Here is a 17370-nt window from a genome sequence, read left to right as displayed (position 1 = left end):
GTAGGAATGCCCTTAAAATTATGGACCAACAACCTAGCCCACCAATTGCATCCCCGTGCTCGCGTAGCGAGAATCACTGACTCAACGAAGGAGAGCCTGCCCGATGAATTCGAGTACGTTGCATTCGTATACGATTCGATCTTGTGTTTGTTGTGTTGTTTTGCTGCTAATCCCGACTCTTTCGCGCTTGCTCTCAGCAACGGAATCGGATGGTTGGAGCGAACAAATGCCCACCGTGGCCGATTCGCAGGTGATTGGTGAGTCTCCGGCGACCGACAGCAAGCCCTTTGTGCTGCAGCCGGGGTTTCAAGTGGAATTGCTTTACAGCGTGCCAAAAGACAAGCAAGGTTCCTGGGTGAGTTTAACGAAGGATGACCAGGGGCGATTGCTTGCCAGCGACCAGGGGGACAAAGGGATTTATCGCATCATGCCGGCACCGATTGGAAGCGATCAGCCAACCCGAGTCGAAAAGCTGGACGTGGCAATGACGTCGGCTCAGGGCATGTTGCATGCCTTCGACAGTCTTTTCTTTTGCGTGAACGGTGGCCCGGGAAGTGGTCTCTACCGTGCGAAAGATACCAACAACGATGATCAATTCGACGAAGTTGTGAAGCTCAAGCAGTTAAAAGGCGGTGGAGAACATGGTCCACACGCGATTCGTTTGTCTCCTGACGGCAAATCGATCTATGTGATCTGCGGGAACCATACCGATCCTCCTGCGGATTTCGACGCCAGCCGAGTGTTGTCGAATTGGGGTGAGGATCTTCTGTTGCCGAGGCAGTGGGATGCTAATGGGCATGCTCGAAATAAACTGGCTCCGGGGGGCTGGATTGCCAAAACGGATCCCGATGGAAAACATTGGGAAATTGTCAGTGTTGGCTATCGCAATGCGTACGATTTGGATTTCAATCCTGAGGGTGAATTGTTTGCCTACGACGCGGATATGGAGTGGGATCTGGGAACACCCTGGTACCGGCCCACGCGCGCGATGCACGCGGTCAGCGGCAGTGATTTTGGCTGGCGCAGCGGAACGGGCAAATGGCCCAGCTACAATGTCGATAGTTTGCCTGCAGCTGTGGACATCGGTCCGGGCTCGCCGGTCGGTGTGGCTTTTGGAACAGGAGCTAAGTTTCCTGCCAACTATCAACGAGCTCTCTACCTACTCGACTGGACTTTCGGCACGATGTACGCTGTGCACTTGAAACCCGAGGGAGCCAGCTATGTCGGTCAGAAAGAAGAGTTCGTCGCTCGTGTTGCGTTGCCCTTAACGGATGCGGTGATCGGTGATGATGGAGCGATGTATTTCACCGTGGGTGGACGAGGAACGCAATCAGCTCTTTATCGAGTGACTTATCAGGGCGATGAAAAAACGACTTTAACAAGCGGGCATGATCAGGTGGGAGCCGATTTACGTAAGCTTCGTCGAGAGCTTGAACAGTATCATCATTCCAACAGTGTCAAGCCGACGGATGCGGCGACCATGGATCTCATTTGGAAAAACCTTTCTCACTCGGATCGTCATATTCGTTACGCCGCCAGTGTTGCACTCGAACACCAAACGCTCGATCAATGGCGAGATCGAGTCGGGAATATGTCAGATGCCAACGGTCGTATTCAATCAGTCGTTGCACTCGCTCGAGCAGGGAGCCGAGCTCTCGCCGGCTCAGCGGAGGAATTGGCTTCGGCTCGTGCTGATGCGTTGGCTGTCTTGAATCAGATTAATTTTGAGAAGCTCACGGAAGCTGAGCGACTGGATGTCTTACGTGCCTACGCGTTGGTATTTATTCGTCTGGGCAAGCCGGATGTGAAACAGTCGGCCGCGTTGGTCGAGAAAATCAACCCACACTTTCCTGGTGAAAGCCACGATGTGAATATCGAGTTGGCGAGAATCTTGATTTATCTCAATGCGCCTGCGGTCGTGCAGAAGTCATTGAAATTGATGGATGAACCGTATGCGTTGCAGGCCGAGCAAATGAAAAAACTTCTTGCTCGTAACCCAGGTTATGGCGGCACGATTGCCAATATGATGGCGAATCATCCGGAGTTGCAGAAGCTGCAGTATGTATTTATGCTGCGGAATATGCGTTACGGATGGACGCTTGAGGAACGTAAACAATATTTTGATTGGCTTGAAAGGGCCAAGAAAAAGAGCGGTGGTGCCAGCTACGGCGGCTTCATCGAAAACATTCGCAAGGAAGCGATGGCAAATCTTTCCGAAGACGAAAAAGCGGCCTTGGTCGCTAAGTCGCCACCTAAGCCACTCCCCGTGGAAGAGCTGCCGAAAGCTCAAGGCCCCGGGAAACCCTGGACGATTTCCGATGTCGTCACCGCAGCGACCACTCAAGGCGAACGGCCAACAACGACCGGATTGAGAAAACGTGATTTTGAGAATGGTCGCAAGATGTTCGCAGCGGCAAAGTGCATGACTTGTCACCGATTTGATGGGCGCGGAGGTGCCACAGGACCTGATCTGACCAGCGTGAATGGTCGCTTCAGTGTTCGGGATTTGGCCGAGGCAATGGTCGATCCGAGCAAGGTGATCTCTGACCAGTATCGGGCGAGCGTGATTGAAACGTCGCAAGGCAAGGTGATATCAGGACGTGTGGTTGCTGAGAACGATGACGAATTGACCGTCCAGACGAACGCCGAAGATGCTAACCAAGTGGAAGTCGTTCGTAAGGGCGACATCGAAGAACAAACCCCTTCGCGCACGTCGCTTATGCCTGATAAACTTTTGGATACATTGAATCAGGAGGAAGTCTTGGACTTAATTGCTTATCTGTTGTCCCGAGGAAATCCGAACGATCTGATGTTCCAATAGCGGGTGCAAGTAGTGGTGAATTAGGATTTGTGAGTTTGGGCAAGGAGTGTAAATGGAAGTTGTAATTAATGATTCCTATGAAAGCATGGGAAAAGCTGCCGCACGTGTGGTTGCCAAAACACTGAACTCGAAACCGAATGCCGTCTTGGGGCTTGCGACGGGAAGTACGCCCCTTTCGCTTTATCAAGAGCTCGTGCGGCTACATCGAGAAGAAGGGTTGGATTTTTCTCAGGCCACCACTTTTAACCTGGATGAGTATGTGGGTCTCACGCGAAATAATCCGCAGAGTTACCACTATTTCATGCACCGTAATTTGTTTCAGTATATCAATATTCCACCGCAAAATACCTACATCCCATCGGGAACTACCGATAATTACCAGGCGTTTTGTCAATGGTATGAAAAAAGGATTGTCGAGTGCGGTGGGATCGATCTGCAAATTCTGGGAATTGGAACGGATGGTCACATCGCCTTCAACGAACCCTCCAGTTCGCTCGGGTCACGCACTCGCATTAAGACCCTTGCGAGGTCGACCATCGAAGATAATTCTCGCTTCTTCGAAAAGGCGGAAGACGTCCCAGCCTATGCGATTACGATGGGGGTCGGGACGATCCTGGAATCGCGGCGGATTTTGCTGATGGCGGCCGGACAAAATAAGGCCTCGGCGGTTGCCGCAGCGATTGAAGGTCCAGTCACCAGTATGGTCACCGCAAGCGCCTTGCAGTTGCACGAGGACATAATCTGTTTTCTTGATCAGGCGGCTGCCGCAGATCTTAAGATGAGTGAGTATTATCAGTGGATTCAGGAAAAACAGCCTGGAGCGCCCCAGACTGTTCCTCGCCCGCATTTCCGTAGAGCCTCGGTGATCGATCGTTATCTTGGATCCTAGACGGATCGACCGATCTTTTCCTTCTATTGGAATGAGGCGTTGGTCAGGAAGCCGTCGGACCCTCCATCCGACAGCCGGGGAATTCAACGCCGTCAGGCTATTTCTTTTGTGAATCATTCCAATAGATGACTAAGTTGTTCGTCGCACGACCGGCTGCGATGATTTCAGCTTGACCATCGTCATCCAGATCGGCAAGGCGTAGATCTTCGCACGCCATTTGATTGTCATCCACCGTGTGCTTGGTCCATTGCGACCCATCTTCGTTCGGAACGTAAAGGCGAATTCCTACGCGGTTTTGGGCGTCGGGTGAACGCCAGCCTGCCACGACTTGATCTTGTCCTAAGTTCAACAGATCGCCTGCCGCTAGTGCATGTCCCTGGTTGAGGCCGCTGTCAATCACGACTCGTTTGAATTCAAGTCCTTCGAGTTGTTGGTAGAAGACCACTTCGCTACCGTGCATGGGTTCGATCGAGATCGCTTCATGCTTGTCCGGCTTCACATCGAGGCGTCGGACTTCACCAGCGCCGCGACTCAGCGGTTGGGGTGCAAACAGCGTCGCCCCATTGGGGGAGATATACTTGAGGCCTTCGCTGCCAGCGACAAAGAGGCCTTCGGCGTCCGACGAATTCGGAAGGACATCGAAATTGTGGGTCATATGCATGCTCTCATCGATCGTTACTACTTCACGTTTTTCTGGTGTATCCAGGTCGATCCGATACGCCAGCAGGCGAACTGGATCACCTTTTCCAGCGCGATTATTCCGACCGTGTAATGGTAAAACGGCAAGCGCATAAACGTCTTCAGCTTGTTGGATCCAATGCATGCGGTGCACGGTTGGGTCGTGCGGTGCGATGGTGACGGGAGTCCACGATTGAGTAGGATCATTAGGGCGTTTGAGGTAGAAGATCGCACCACTCTGCTCGGGGTCCCCTGTTTCCCCAGGATTCCAGTTCGCCCCGACGGCGACTTCGACGAGGCCGTCATTGTCCAGATCACGGGCAGCAATGCACACATTATCCTTCGGTGTAAGATTGCGGGCCATCACGTAACGTGGCCAAGCGATGCCGCGTTTCCCGGGGTTTTTATACCAAGCAATTTCTGTCTTGTCGGCGATGAGCAGATCAGGTTTCTGGTCACCATCCACATGGCCGATTGTGATTCCGTAGCCAATTTTCACGTCGTTGTCGACCACTTGTCGCTCAAAGACAGGGTCGGTCGCAAATAGGTTGCTGAGCGGAAAGATCACAAATGCTGCGGTGATCAGGCATGGAAATCCTCGGTGGCGACTGGTTCGAGACATGGTTTTCCTCGATTTGAACAAGGGGGTGGCAGCCTTGCGGCCGGTGTTTTTGCTGCGTAATTATATCAGTCAGAAACATCTGTATCAGTCAGAAACATCCGCTAATATATTGAGGGTACTACCTAACCTGGAGAACAACGTGATGCAACCGATTCCTTCACGACTTGCCACGCTGTGGCTGCTGACTTGTGCGTGCAATGTTCTGGTAGCCGCGCCGCCATCGGACAGACCCAACGTGATCGTGATCATTACCGATGATCAAGGATACGGTGACCTGTCGGCGCATGGAAACCCGTTGCTGAAGACGCCCAATCTTGATGCGTTATATGCGGATTCGATCCGCTTGACGAATTATCATGTGGATCCCACTTGTTCGCCCACGCGATCCGCTCTGATGAGCGGCCGCTATTCGACCAAGACAGGCGTTTGGCACACGATCTGTGGCCGATCGTTGATGGATACGAACGAAGTGACGATCGCCGAGCGTTTGCGATCTGCTGGGTATCGGACTGCCATGTTTGGTAAATGGCATTTAGGGGATGCCTATCCGTTACGACCCCAGGATCAGGGATTTGATCATGTGGTGGCACACGGTGGCGGCGGTGTCGGACAGACTCCCGATTTTTTCGGGAATGATTATTTCGACGATACCTATTGGCGACAAGGTCGTGTTGAGCCGTTTCGTGGATACTGCACGGATGTCTGGTTTCGAGAAGCGGAGAAGTTTATTCAGCAACCATCGGACCAGCCGTTCTTCGTTTATTTGGCTACGAATGCACCTCATGGTCCTTTCCTAGTGGATGAAAAATACAGTCGTCCCTACCAGGAGGCCGGGGAGGGACCCAGTCGTTTCTTGGGCATGATCGCCAATATTGACGAAAACGTGGGCAAGCTGGTTGCCTATCTGAAAAAGTCATCTCAGTGGGACAATACGATATTTATTTTCACCACGGACAATGGCACAGCCGCTGGTGAGAAAGTTTTCAATGCGGGCATGCGAGGTAAAAAGGGATCGGAGTATGACGGTGGTCATCGGGTTCCGATGTTGATTCATTGGCCAAAAGGCGATTTGATCGGCGGCAGGGATGTGGATCAGTTGGCCGCACATATTGACATGTTGCCGACGCTGATCGAGTTTTGCGGTGTCGACACATCCGACGAAATCGTATCCGATGGAACGAGCTTGGCGACCGCATTGCATGGCGATGGGAAAACCCTTCGCGATCGAGAGTTGGTGGTTCACTCGCAACGTATTTTGCATCCGAAAAAATGGCGCCAATCTGCGGTGATGACGGATCGATGGCGGTTGGTCAATGGAAAGGAACTTTATGATATTCGTCTCGATCCGGGCCAAATCAAAGATTTGGCGGAAACTCATCCGGACGTCGTCAAGAAGCTGCGGTCGACTTACGACGGTTGGTGGGATTCCTTGCAGCCAGCGATTGGGCGGACGGTCCATGTTCAGGTTGGCTCGGATGACGAGCCAAGAACTCGATTAACAGCCCATGATTGGCTCATCGACAGTGGAACTCCTTGGCATCAAAATATGGTGAAATCAGGCATGATGAAAAACGGGCCATGGGCCGTCGAAGTCTTGCAGCCAGGTGAGTATGAAGTTGTGATTAGCCGTTGGGCGGACCACCTGCAACGACCGATAGAGGCAAAGTATGCCCGTCTTACCATTCAAGGCCAGGAGCTTGAGCAAGAACTGGATCCGAACTCGTCGGTTGCGACTTTCCGAGTGTCGTTACAGCCCGGCAAGACGGAACTGAAGACCTTTTTAACACTCCCGAATGACAAAGTACGAGGAGCTTATTACGCTTATGTTCGACGTCTTTAATTCGAGGCGCAGGTGTATCCTGGCTGTGTGGGGCTTGTTCGTATTTGCTGTTGTTATCGTGGGTGCTTGGGAGCCAGTACGTGCAGAACGCCCCAATATCCTGTTTGCCATTGCCGATGATTGGGGGTGGCAGGCCGGTGCGTATGGCGATCCGGTTGTCAAAACGCCTACCTTCGATCAACTTGCCACGGACGGAGTTCTTTTCACCCACGCATTCGTATCGTCGCCTTCCTGTACGCCCTCTCGAGCGGCGATTGTCACTGGACAGTATCATTGGCGGCTCAAGCAAAGCGCGAATCTGTATGGACCGTTGCAGAATGACTTTCCCGTTTATCCCGATTTGCTCAAGCAGGCGGGGTACCATGTGGGTGCCACTCGCAAGGGCTGGGGGCCGGGACAATTTGCGGCTGGCGGTCGTGACATCAATCCGGCAGGTAAGAACTACAAAAACCTCAAGCAGTTTCTCGATCAACGTCCGGCCGATGTTCCCTTTTGCTTTTGGTTTGGTAGTCAGGACCCGCATCGTGGATATCAAGCAGGTGTTGGAAAAGCCAGCGGAATTCAAATTGACAAAATTGAGTTGCCGGCATGCTTTCCCAATAGCGACGCCGTGCGCAGCGATGTGGCGGACTATTATTGGGAAGTACAGCGATTCGATCGCGAAGTGGGTGAGCTGATCGAACAGTTGCGAGATCGCCAGTTGCTGGATAATACCATTATTGTGATGACCGGTGATCACGGCATGCCATTTCCGCGTTGTAAAGGCAACCTCTATGACAGTGGGGTTCGAGTGCCTTTGGTGATTCGTTGCCCCGATCGGTTCTCACCCGGTCGTCGAAGCTCGGACTTCGTTAGTTTGGTCGATTTGGCACCGACGTTTCTGGAAGTTGCCGGAGTGCCTGTGCCGCCCGAGATGACCGGTCGCAGTCTTGCCGGTCGATTGCTTGATAATGCGGGATATCAAGCACGTGAATTTGTCATTACTGGAAAAGAACGGCATGTGCCCGGGCAGGAGGGAACGGATTCGGGGGGGACGCCCATGCGATCGATTCGTGAGCAAGACTATCTTTTGATTAAGAATTTCCGTCCCGATCGTTGGCCGGCGGGCACGCCTAATCATCAAGTGGCTTTTTTGTCAGGCGCCTGGTATTCGGATGTTGATAATGGTCCCACAAAAAACTACATGATCGATAATCGAAATCTTGATGATACTCATCAAGCTCTGTTCAATGCGGCTTTTGCAAAGCGCCCTGCGATGGAGCTGTATGACTTGAAGAAGGATCCCGACCAACTGCGAAATGTGGCACAAGAGGCAGCCTATGCAGATGTAGTTCAGCGGCTCGAGGAACAGCTGATGGGGCAACTGACTGCCACGCAGGATCCACGCGTTTCCGGAAACGGTGAACTATTTGACTCGTATCCCTATACCGGTGGGGCGCCAAAGTTTCGCAAATCGATTCGGCGTCCCTAACGCGGACACGGCTGAGTCTCTCAAGTGACTCAGCAACAGTTGAGTTTCCTGGCGCAGCGGGCAGCCGAGTTCGCTATGGACGGGGCTGAAGGTCAACCGTTGCGGTCATTCCGACACGCAGACTCGGGCTGGGGGAATCGACCGACACACGTACGTTATAAGTGCCCTGATTGGTCGCTTGGGCGCCCTGAGGGCGGCGATAGATGCGGTCGACTCGACCTGAAAAGGAGCTGCCTGGAGCTGCTTCGAATTGGATGGTGGCCGGTTGGTCAACGTGGACTTGAGCGAGGGTTCCCTCGTTAATTTGTAGTTCAACCTCAAAGCTGTCCGCTTTGACCAGTTGAAGGATTGGACGGCCGGGCCTGACGGCAGTGCCCGGGCCGATAGCAGGCAGGGCTGCGTTCTTAGCAGCGTTGTCTGGCCATTGAACAATTGCATCAAAGGGAGCAAAAATCTGACACTGAGCCAGGTATTCTTCATATTGCTCCAAACGCTTCGTCGCTGATTGAAGCGCTCGTTCTCGGCTCACCAACGTCTTGCTGACCTGCTGAATTGCCTCACGCTGTTTTCGTGAAATGGCAATGCGTTCGATCTTGGCTTGGAGTAGGCTCAGTTCGAGGGTGGTTCTCAGGAGGTCCAGCCCAGCCCCTTGTAAATGCTGCAGATTTTGCGTCGCGACTTGAAGCGATGTGTTTGCTTGGGTTGCCTCACGACGTGCCTTGAGCCATTCGACCGAGTCTGCTTCGGTCTGACCCTTCAGTTGTTCAAGCGTTCGATTAACTAGCTGTACCATTAAAAGTGATTCCTGATATTTGCCTTCGGCAAGAGTCAATGCCTGCTGATGATGTCCGTTCTCACCCAGTGCGTGGCTCCGTTCAAGTTCAGCGACTTCGATTGCTTTGTCAGCGATCTTAATTTCGAGTTGATGTTCGGCTGTCAACGATTCGACTTCCATTCTCGCGTCGGCGAGTGACTTCGCATAGTTCTTGGTGTTGACTTGCTGTTTGTCGAGTTGCTTATTGATGTCCGTGTCGTCAAGCGTTACGAGGAGATCCCCTCGTTTGACCACCGTACCCTCGGGTACAATAGTGCGTATCTTGGCTGCCAAGGTACTGGCGATGGGAGCGATTTGAGAACCAAGCAACACACCTTGATGCCTGAGTGCCTGCCGTTCATTTGCGGTCACGGCGGCAGTTACGAGGAAGACAGCCGAGAATGAAATGAGGTAGGCAATCCTAATTAATTGACCTGGCATGGGATTCTCCGATTGGGCATAGCGTACCCAATGCATTGTGAACAACCAGGTGATCCTGTGCAATGATCGAATTAAGTTTCGTGTCCTCGATCGTATGCGGAAGGCAAAAGGGAGAGGAAATGGCACCGGTTTCGACGAAGACAACCTACCTTGAGATGCTGCAATCGCCATGTCTTACGATTCCGTCATCGAACCAAGAATCGGTGGCGATTGAACGATCGGGAAAACTGTCGGCGACAGCTTACAGGTCACTGTATAACTCAGTTGGCAGTGACTATCATTGGACGGATCGGAACCTGCTTCGAGATGATGAGCTCGAGGCGATTGTTCAACATTCTTTGGTTGAGATATTTTTGTTGACCGTTAAGGGACGACAGGCTGGTTTTGCGGAACTCGATCGGCGATGTGCGGGGCAGATCGAACTGGCCTATTTTGGGCTCTTGCCAAACTACATTGGGTTGGGACTGGGCAAGTACTTTTTATCTTGGATCGTAAAGCAAGCTTGGTCCTATGCACCCGATCGATTATGGGTCCACACTTGTGATCTCGATCATAGGGCAGCTCTGTCGAATTATGAGAGAGTTGGATTTCGGGTTTATGACGAGCAGGTGCTCCCGCAGCATGTTGAGGATGAGCAAGCTTAGCGGGTTGTCAATCGCTGGCATGTTCAATCGCTGGCATGTTCAATCGCATCTTCGGTCGCAGCCGTTCGCAATCGTTGCGGAAAGTCAGGGAAGGCGGACAGCACGCGCGTCCAGGTCGGCATCGCTTCCGATCCAGCTGGGTCTTGGTGGAATTCCACTCCTGACGCCATAATTTGCTCGGAGAAACCTTCGATGGCCGCCTCCTCGGAATGCCGTTCATAATTGAGTGAGTTCATGAGGGAATCGGCATGATACTGCCGAATGGCGTCTTGAGCGGTACGCAGATAAGCGGAACGAATTGAGACGAAGTGACCCGGTTCGAATACGATACCGCGACTAGCCAAAGTACGGAAAATGCTGCTGAGGATGTCGGCGGTCATTTTCATGAGACCTTTTGTTGGGTCGTCCAATGATAACGCCTGATGTTTGTGTTCGTAGAGTCTGCCCAGGTCAACCTGGCAGCAGCGTTTGGGTGAAGTGTTTCGGAAGACTTCAGCAAGTGTACCAACTTCAAGGCCCCAATCACTTGGGATGCGGTTGGATCGGGCCAAGGTTGAGGTGACTGCGAATTCACCGGCAAGCGGATATCGGTAGCTATTTAAGAAGAGCAAGAAATCGTCGTTGCCAAGCACTGATATCAAGGCGCGTAAGAGTGGTGCAATCAGTAGTCGGACGACGCGGCCGTGCATTTTGTCGGTGCAGCGTGCGTAGTAGGCTTTGCAGAAATCAAAATCCAGTCCCGGGTGTGCCATCGGCAAACACAAACGAACCAGGATTTCTCGCTCGTAATTCACGATGTCGCAATCATGAAGCACAAACGCCTTCAGTCGTGGATCGGCCAACAAGTAGCCGAATGCCATCCAAACCGCCCGCCCCTTGCCAGGGATCGATAAATTGAAACCGGTGGAATTCAATTCTTCAATCAAGGCGGAACCACGTGGACCGTCTGTCCAAAGAATGTGTCCCTTGTTACCAAGGGGGCGAAGTAATCGCTGCATTTCTCGGTAGTCCGCCAATTCAGTGGCTCGATTGAGCACGACGACGATCGTGTCAATGAACTGTGCGCGAATCAGTTGGTCAACGATGGTGCCGAAAGGCTGGGCTCGCATGTCCGCGGCGGTGATCGGTAGCACAAGTCCAATGGGATAGTTCTGTGCGGCGATTGTGAGATCGCGTTCAAGGTCGCTACCGCGAACCGTGCCGAGATCGTGAATGGTTGTGATGGCACCTGTCTGGTCAAAGTCTGGCACGTTTGTCGTTCCTTCAGGTAATTCGCTGGAGACTTTTCCGAATCGATTATCGGATTTGTTATGTCGTAAAAAGGACGTCAATGCGATGCTTTAGCATCATTCCGCCTCGTACTTAGGTCAGCCATGCTGTTGTGCCTGGAGGTAGTGAATAAACCCCTTCCTGGGTTGCTGTTCGAGAAATCAGGTCTTTGCTGAACGCTTGCCTGGATAAAAGAGTCAGGTCGATCGATATCGGCGCCTCTCCGAAATTTGTAATGCAGAGAATTAAATCGCTCTCGTCAACACTGGTTCGTGTGAACGCCAACAATTCGGGATGGTTGGAATCGATCACCGACTGCTGCGCGTCTGGATGAAAGGCCGTGTGTTGCTGACGTAAACCAAGTAATTCTTGATAGCCCTCAAAGATGTGATGTTGAAGCATGTCGTTGCTAAGTCGCTGTTGGAGGTCCGGCAATGCGTACTTGTGTCGATTGATCCGCCGCGGTTGATTTGATTCTTTCATGCCCTCGAGGTCATTGCGAGATCCGACGAGACTATGAAAGTAAATGCCGGGTATTCCCTGTAAAGCAAGCATCACTGCTTGGCAGGCGAGGAATCGATGTGCGTGGCTCTCGTCGCTGAGTCCTGCCTCACCGATGGCGTCCACATAAGCGATGTTAAGTTCATACGGCGAATTTGCACCATCTGAATTTGCCTTTGTACTGACTTGTCCGCCGCGGCGATGGACATGGTCGACCAAAGTTTGAAGTCGTTGCGGCTCAATAAGTCCTTCGAGTGGGCGGACTCCGATACCGTCGTGTGAAGCAGTGAAATTGAAGTAGGTTGTTCCGGGGCAAGGCGGTTCAAGTTGGCTTAGCCAAGACCGAAGAGGCGTTGGATCCTTATTCACAAATGCGTCGAGCAATAGCGGCGGTAAACTGAATTGATAGACCATCTGTGCTTCATCACCGTCGCCAAAATAACTGACGTTTTCACGGTGAGGAACATTGGTTTCGGTTAGTATCAAGACATTCGGATGGGTCGCCTCTAAAACATCTCGCATCAGCTTAACCAGCTCATGCGTTTGCTCTAGATGGATGCAGTTGGTGCCAACCGACTTCCAGAGGTAGGCGATTGCATCCAAGCGGACGATGCGTGCACCCCGGCTGGCATACAACAGTAACACATCAAGCATCTCGATCAGGACATCGGGATTGGAGAAATTGAGGTCAATTTGATCGGCGCTAAAGGTGGTCCAAACAAAACGCTCGCCTCGATCGGTTTGAAACCGGGTGAGCAGCGGCAAACTGCGCGGCCGTATGACGGCGGATAAGTCGGCATCAGGCTCGCATTCAATGAAAAAACGCGAGTATGGCTCCTCTCCCTTGAGATAACTCTGAAACCAATCGCTTTGACTGGAAATGTGGTTGAGCACTAAGTCGAACATGAGGCCGCAATCAGTCCCGAGCCGTTCGATGTCGTCCCAACCACCGAGGTTCGGGTCGACCTGTCGATAGTCGATGACCGAAAAGCCATCGTCGGAGGAATAAGGGCAAAATGGGAGCAAATGAACGGTGTTGATCAGCGGATCTAAATGATTTTCGGTCAGAAAACGGTGTAGTGTTGCCAGTGGAGGCTCCGAGTCAGCTTGGACTTGGTCACCGTACGTGATCAAAACCACGTCGTTTTGACTCCAACCGAGTCCGGCGGGAGCGTCTGCGGAGTGCTTTTGAATCAAATCAACGATTTTAGAAAGATAAAGCTCCGCCAAAGAACCATATAAACGTTCCAGGCGTCTAAAAAGTTGCGACAGATCGAGTATCCGAGAAGTCATGACGCATTTATCCATCCGTGCCTCAGTTAAAGATCGTCCGTTCCCGTGAAGTTTGTGATCAGGGCGCGAAGTTTACGACGCAAAACCGAGTAGCTGAAAAACCGTTTCCCGAGTTCGTAATTATGGTTAACGATGTCCTCGCGGTAAACCGGGTCCTCCATCACGCGTCGAACTTGGGAGACCACATCACGGGTCATGTAGCCGTTCATGGTGATCACTTGAAACCCCATCGGTTCGATGTCTGTGACAAAAATGGAGTAACGGTTCACCAAGACGGGTTTTCGGTAATAAAAGGCCTCGATCAATGCGTTTCCAAACCCTTCGTAGAGACTTGGATAGGTGATGAAATCCGCTTGGGCGTATGAATCGGCGAGGTCGTATATTTTTTTACCGTCTTCGCTGATTCCTCGAATGTCCCCAACTCGCTCGGATACGAAACGTAAGTCGACGTTATGATTTTCTGCCATCTCGGTAAGGACATGCAGGTAGTCGTCTCCTTCATCTCCGGACTGGTGAGTCACAATTAATTTGCATTTTGGGTTCTTCAAAGCTGAGATGAGAGAGATGGAGTGTTCGATTCCCTTGCGTGGTACCACGCGTGTGGGTTGCAGGAACATAATGTCATCGGGTTCGAGGCCGATGTCCTCCCGGAAATTCTTGGTGTATTCATCCGATTCACTTGGTGGATTTTCGAAGTTAAGAACATTGGGGACGAGCACAGACGATTCGCCGCGGCGGTGGGATAAGGCTCGTTGGGCTTCGGAATTAATCGTGACGTGTTGGATCGATGGCATGCAAGGAGGAAATGACATTTGCAGTAAATCGCCGATTGCATTCACTGAAAAGCGGTCCCGTTCCCAATAGAAATCGTGGTGGTGGGCGATGGTTGGAAAACCGGTTTCCGCAATGAACGATGTAATGGCGACGCCGAGAGGTACATTCATCGGAATGCATAATGCATTTTGCACAATCAGGATTTCGATGTCGAACCGCCGCGTGAAATCGTAGAGTGTCCGTTTGAGATGGTCAGCCAAAGCGTTGACTCGTCGAGTGACTTCGGGTTCACGTGTTGTCTTTCCAAACACACGATTGTTGATCCATTGAATGTCTGGGTTGCCGAAATAGGCATGTGGGACCAGCATGCTGATGTCGGGGTGGGTGTCCAGTTTCCCACCGAACCAATAGCTGACATGTCGATGGTCCCAGAGGATTTGAGCCCATTTCGAAGCTTCCAAGGAAACGCCGTCGGTTCCGGCGAACCGTGTTCCGACGAAGCCGATGTTATGCCCCACTTGATTGTCGCTCATAGTCAAGAGTGCTCTTTAGTTGCAGAGAATGCAGGTTGGTAGTTGATTTAAATCGGTTACGACGAGGTTTGGCGAATGGCCCAAGATTCGCGGATCTTCCTCCCGTAAACGCAGGCTTCGTGCATCGCCTGCAAACAGAGCAGTTTTCATGCCGGTGCGAGAGGCAGTTGCAACATCGTTCAGCATATCATTCCCCACATAGAGCGTTTCTGCAGCTGATATCTGGTTTTTGCCAAGTTGATCGATGGCCGATTTAAACATCGCGTCCGACGGTTTTGCGAGACCGAAATTGTAGGAGAAATACAACATGTTGCGATTAAACCCCAAATCTTCCAGGGACCGCATCATCAGGGCGGGGAAGAGCAGGGGAGTGAAAAACTGGGCATTGCTAACGATTCCTAATTCGACTCGCCCGCGGAAAGCATCTAAGCAATTCTCGAGATTAGGCATCGGCCAGACGGGATTGACGCGTGTTTCATACTCGACGGCGACGCGGGATAAGTCGAGCTCGTCTGGATGCATTGGGATCTGGTCAGTCGTTGCAAGTTCGGCCAGTGTGTCGTGCCACACTTTGAGAATGTCAACTTCAGGAGATTCGTTTCCCCCTGCTCGAGACCGTTCGTGGTGACGTTTTATGATTGAATCCAGGCAGATGGGCTTAGATAGTTGGTCTGTCCCCACGCCGAGTTCCTTCAGCGTTTCGACGACGGCATTGGGCAAGTCGATCTCTGATGCAGTTCCCACTTCACCACTGCCGCTTATCAACATTGTCCCATAGATGTCAAAAAGAACCGCTCTGATGCCGGCGAGAGGCTTGAGTCGTGGCGATACTTCTGTGGCGACAGGGCGCATTGGTGCGGAACGCTGACGGATGATTTGAAGCAATTGGTCATTCATGTTTTGAGTCGAATTAGTTTGAGACGTTCGGGTGCGAGCAGATTTGCAAGTATGGAATCCGCGCCCGGTAACGTTGTTACTTCGTCAGCTCTGGTACGCCAAAGTTTTTCGTAGATCTGCCATAAACGCTGGCCGGAATTTTCGAAGGAATAGTCGATCGCTTGCTTCGCATTTTCCTCAATCATACCTCGACATTGAAGTCGGTCGTAATTGGTTGAATTGTCGATTACTGGATTTCGCTTGAGAAACTGCTTCCGTTGTTCAGCGGATTGTTGGACTTGTGTGATGATTCGAATCTGACGGTCAGGATCCAGGCAGGCGAAGTCGATACAATCGCTTTGAATGAATTGGGAAAACGCTGCCGTCGTTTGTTTTAGCGATAACTCAGGGCAGGCAAAAGAATTCAAAACTCGATTAACGGCCGTGCGGTAGTCTGCCTGTAATTTATCGAAATCATCGAGCCAACTGAGTGGGATATCGATTCGTTTCGCCATCGCATCAAATCGCATCCCCGCTTCGTGAAAGTCGGCCGTGATTTCGGGCAAGTCGCGTCCGATCAGAGGACAGCCTGCCAGCCAACTCTCAAGGAATACCATGCCAAAACCTTCCGTGACGCTTGTGGTGATGAACGCGTCAGCTGCTGCAACGTTTTCTAAAAACGGCAGTCCGTTGGCTTCGCCCAAGCCAGTGATCACTGGGAGTTGCAAGCGGTCAATTAAATCACGCCATACTTTGAAAAGAGGAGTCTCCATTGGATTCAGGGGGTCTAGCGTCACGCCGTAGGTGGTTGATGGGGTGGCTGCGGACCAAAGGAGTAATTCTCCCAAGTTTTTGCGACGAATTGCGCGCACCGGATAAAGCACGAAACGTCGGTCGGTGGGCACGCCAAAAACCTGCTTCAGCTGCTCGCGTGAGCGGCCGCGAGGTGGAAGTTCCGGGAACTTGCTCACCGGATTCGGTAAGTAATGCACGCGGCTCAAATCAATTCCCGCTTGAGTGAGTAGTTGGTGGTCTCGTCGATTTAAGGTGGCGTAATGGATTTGAGGGGCTTGCGGGTACATGGCCTCGTTCACCGAGGAGCTATTCGAGGAAAGGGTCTCCACCAGACGCTGATAATCTTGGGGACGAAAATCCTCCGCAAAGTCGTGGATCTGCAATAGTTGGCGGTAGCCGAGCGTTGCGAGAGCGGTGATGGCCGAGGGCAGTTGGCCGTTTTTTCCCAGGGCGTGATTGTGGACGTGCACAAGGCAGTTTTCGGCTGTCAGCGATTCGCGTTGCAGGGCGACTTGTAATTCTGATACCAGATCACCTGAAACACGCTGATTGTCGTACTCCAATGCTGGAACCTCGACGAGCGAGAGTCGCATCGGTCCCAGTTGAGCTGGGAGTTCATCCGACCAGCCCGTGCGTCGGCCCCCGTAGAAAATCGTGACTTCGGTCAGTTTGGAATTGGCCGCTAACGCAAGGGCTCGCAGCTGGTTGGCCACGACTTGGGTCACTCCTCCACGGTTCAAGTGATAGTGCAGAATAGCGAGTTTCATGCGTTTCGTCGCGGGATCTGGAAGTTCACGGAGTTGCCGGTAAAAGAGCAACTTATGAAAGTACTTTTTTTTTAACTGGTAAAACAGCCCAAACTGTCCGTGCAATCGAGTTCGAGCAGGAACCGAGAGGTTCGGCCTTAACATGCTGGAGAGACGGACTAAACTAATCATGGAGGGGATGGGTAAAGCCGCCGTTGGCGGGAATCGCCGTTGGCAATTCGCTTCGTTGACCCCACCCGTCGCCTCGGGTTTCGTTGACCCCACCCGTCGCCTCGGGTAACAATAACTGCTGAGTGATCCGATTCGGTCTTTCTCGGCACTTCCAACGCATTGCTACTCTCG

General features: G+C 52.0%; 13 protein-coding genes. 5 read left to right on the top strand and 8 right to left on the bottom strand.

Features of this window, described 5'->3' with window-relative positions:
• The first annotated feature begins 103 nt into the window (after window positions 1-103).
• Both P8N76_07430 and nagB read left to right on the top strand, forming a co-directional pair.
• Window positions 104-2821: a c-type cytochrome gene (locus tag P8N76_07430; GenBank protein ID MDG2381488.1), complete on the top strand. Its 2718-nt coding sequence runs from the start codon at window positions 104-106 to the stop codon at window positions 2819-2821.
• A gap of 52 nt (window positions 2822-2873) precedes the next feature.
• Complete coding sequence (nagB, locus tag P8N76_07425) at window positions 2874-3710, top strand: glucosamine-6-phosphate deaminase (protein ID MDG2381487.1); 837 nt, start codon at window positions 2874-2876, stop codon at window positions 3708-3710.
• A gap of 97 nt (window positions 3711-3807) precedes the next feature.
• On the opposite strand, the gene P8N76_07420 is transcribed toward nagB, so the two are convergent.
• Entirely contained in the window at window positions 3808-5010 is a 1203-nt protein-coding gene (locus P8N76_07420; GenBank protein MDG2381486.1) for a VCBS repeat-containing protein, read from the bottom strand.
• A 142-nt stretch (window positions 5011-5152) separates the two neighbouring features.
• Between P8N76_07420 and P8N76_07415 the strand changes: the two genes are divergently transcribed.
• Together P8N76_07415 and P8N76_07410 are read left to right on the top strand one after the other, a co-directional pair.
• The gene (locus P8N76_07415) at window positions 5153-6850 is read left to right on the top strand and encodes an arylsulfatase (protein ID MDG2381485.1); all 1698 of its coding nucleotides are present in this window, start codon (window positions 5153-5155) and stop codon (window positions 6848-6850) included.
• On the top strand, window positions 6834-8321 hold the full coding sequence (locus P8N76_07410; protein ID MDG2381484.1) for a sulfatase: 1488 nt from the start codon (window positions 6834-6836) through the stop codon (window positions 8319-8321). The genes P8N76_07415 and P8N76_07410 overlap by 17 nt, the downstream gene beginning before the upstream one ends.
• Window positions 8322-8394: 73 nt before the next feature.
• Here P8N76_07410 and P8N76_07405 read toward each other — a convergent pair whose 3' ends face one another.
• Entirely contained in the window at window positions 8395-9576 is a 1182-nt protein-coding gene (locus P8N76_07405; GenBank protein MDG2381483.1) for an HlyD family efflux transporter periplasmic adaptor subunit, read from the bottom strand.
• A 119-nt stretch (window positions 9577-9695) separates the two neighbouring features.
• Here P8N76_07405 and P8N76_07400 point away from each other — a divergent pair, with 119 nt between their 5' ends.
• Complete coding sequence (locus tag P8N76_07400; protein ID MDG2381482.1) at window positions 9696-10220, top strand: GNAT family N-acetyltransferase; 525 nt, start codon at window positions 9696-9698, stop codon at window positions 10218-10220.
• 23 nt (window positions 10221-10243) lie between these two features.
• Here P8N76_07400 and P8N76_07395 read toward each other — a convergent pair whose 3' ends face one another.
• The 6 genes from P8N76_07395 to P8N76_07370 form a co-directional block, all read right to left on the bottom strand.
• The gene (locus tag P8N76_07395; protein MDG2381481.1) at window positions 10244-11470 is read right to left on the bottom strand and encodes a glycosyl transferase; all 1227 of its coding nucleotides are present in this window, start codon (window positions 11468-11470) and stop codon (window positions 10244-10246) included.
• 112 nt (window positions 11471-11582) lie between these two features.
• The gene (locus tag P8N76_07390) at window positions 11583-13283 is read right to left on the bottom strand and encodes an alpha-amylase family glycosyl hydrolase (protein ID MDG2381480.1); all 1701 of its coding nucleotides are present in this window, start codon (window positions 13281-13283) and stop codon (window positions 11583-11585) included.
• Window positions 13284-13309: 26 nt separating this feature from the next.
• Window positions 13310-14590 carry a glycosyltransferase family 4 protein gene (locus P8N76_07385; protein ID MDG2381479.1) on the bottom strand — a complete coding sequence of 427 codons (1281 nt, stop codon included), beginning with the start codon at window positions 14588-14590 and terminating at the stop codon, window positions 13310-13312.
• Between the two features lie 15 nt (window positions 14591-14605).
• Complete coding sequence (locus P8N76_07380; GenBank protein MDG2381478.1) at window positions 14606-15487, bottom strand: HAD family hydrolase; 882 nt, start codon at window positions 15485-15487, stop codon at window positions 14606-14608.
• On the bottom strand, window positions 15484-17028 hold the full coding sequence (locus P8N76_07375; GenBank protein MDG2381477.1) for a glycosyltransferase family 4 protein: 1545 nt from the start codon (window positions 17026-17028) through the stop codon (window positions 15484-15486). The genes P8N76_07380 and P8N76_07375 overlap by 4 nt, the downstream gene beginning before the upstream one ends.
• A gap of 163 nt (window positions 17029-17191) precedes the next feature.
• Window positions 17192-17359, bottom strand: a complete 168-nt coding sequence (locus P8N76_07370; GenBank protein ID MDG2381476.1) for a hypothetical protein — start codon at window positions 17357-17359, stop codon at window positions 17192-17194.
• Window positions 17360-17370 lie beyond the last annotated feature (11 nt).

The organism is Pirellulaceae bacterium, assembly GCA_029243025.1.
In the GTDB taxonomy this organism is placed as follows: Bacteria; Planctomycetota; Planctomycetia; order Pirellulales; family Pirellulaceae.
This window is presented reverse-complemented; position numbering and strand designations above follow the sequence as displayed.

Excerpts from the sequence above, each read along its gene's own strand:
- P8N76_07430 (MDG2381488.1), top strand. The coding sequence starts at position 104 with ATGAATTCGAGTACGTTGCATTCGTATACGATTCGATCTTGTGTTTGT.
- nagB (MDG2381487.1), top strand. The coding sequence starts at position 2,874 with ATGGAAGTTGTAATTAATGATTCCTATGAAAGCATGGGAAAAGCTGCC.
- P8N76_07420 (MDG2381486.1), bottom strand. The coding sequence starts at position 5,010 with ATGTCTCGAACCAGTCGCCACCGAGGATTTCCATGCCTGATCACCGCA.
- P8N76_07415 (MDG2381485.1), top strand. The coding sequence starts at position 5,153 with ATGCAACCGATTCCTTCACGACTTGCCACGCTGTGGCTGCTGACTTGT.
- P8N76_07410 (MDG2381484.1), top strand. The coding sequence starts at position 6,834 with ATGTTCGACGTCTTTAATTCGAGGCGCAGGTGTATCCTGGCTGTGTGG.
- P8N76_07405 (MDG2381483.1), bottom strand. The coding sequence starts at position 9,576 with ATGCCAGGTCAATTAATTAGGATTGCCTACCTCATTTCATTCTCGGCT.
- P8N76_07400 (MDG2381482.1), top strand. The coding sequence starts at position 9,696 with ATGGCACCGGTTTCGACGAAGACAACCTACCTTGAGATGCTGCAATCG.
- P8N76_07390 (MDG2381480.1), bottom strand. The coding sequence starts at position 13,283 with ATGACTTCTCGGATACTCGATCTGTCGCAACTTTTTAGACGCCTGGAA.
- P8N76_07385 (MDG2381479.1), bottom strand. The coding sequence starts at position 14,590 with ATGAGCGACAATCAAGTGGGGCATAACATCGGCTTCGTCGGAACACGG.
- P8N76_07380 (MDG2381478.1), bottom strand. The coding sequence starts at position 15,487 with ATGAATGACCAATTGCTTCAAATCATCCGTCAGCGTTCCGCACCAATG.
- P8N76_07375 (MDG2381477.1), bottom strand. The coding sequence starts at position 17,028 with ATGAAACTCGCTATTCTGCACTATCACTTGAACCGTGGAGGAGTGACC.
- P8N76_07370 (MDG2381476.1), bottom strand. The coding sequence starts at position 17,359 with ATGCGTTGGAAGTGCCGAGAAAGACCGAATCGGATCACTCAGCAGTTA.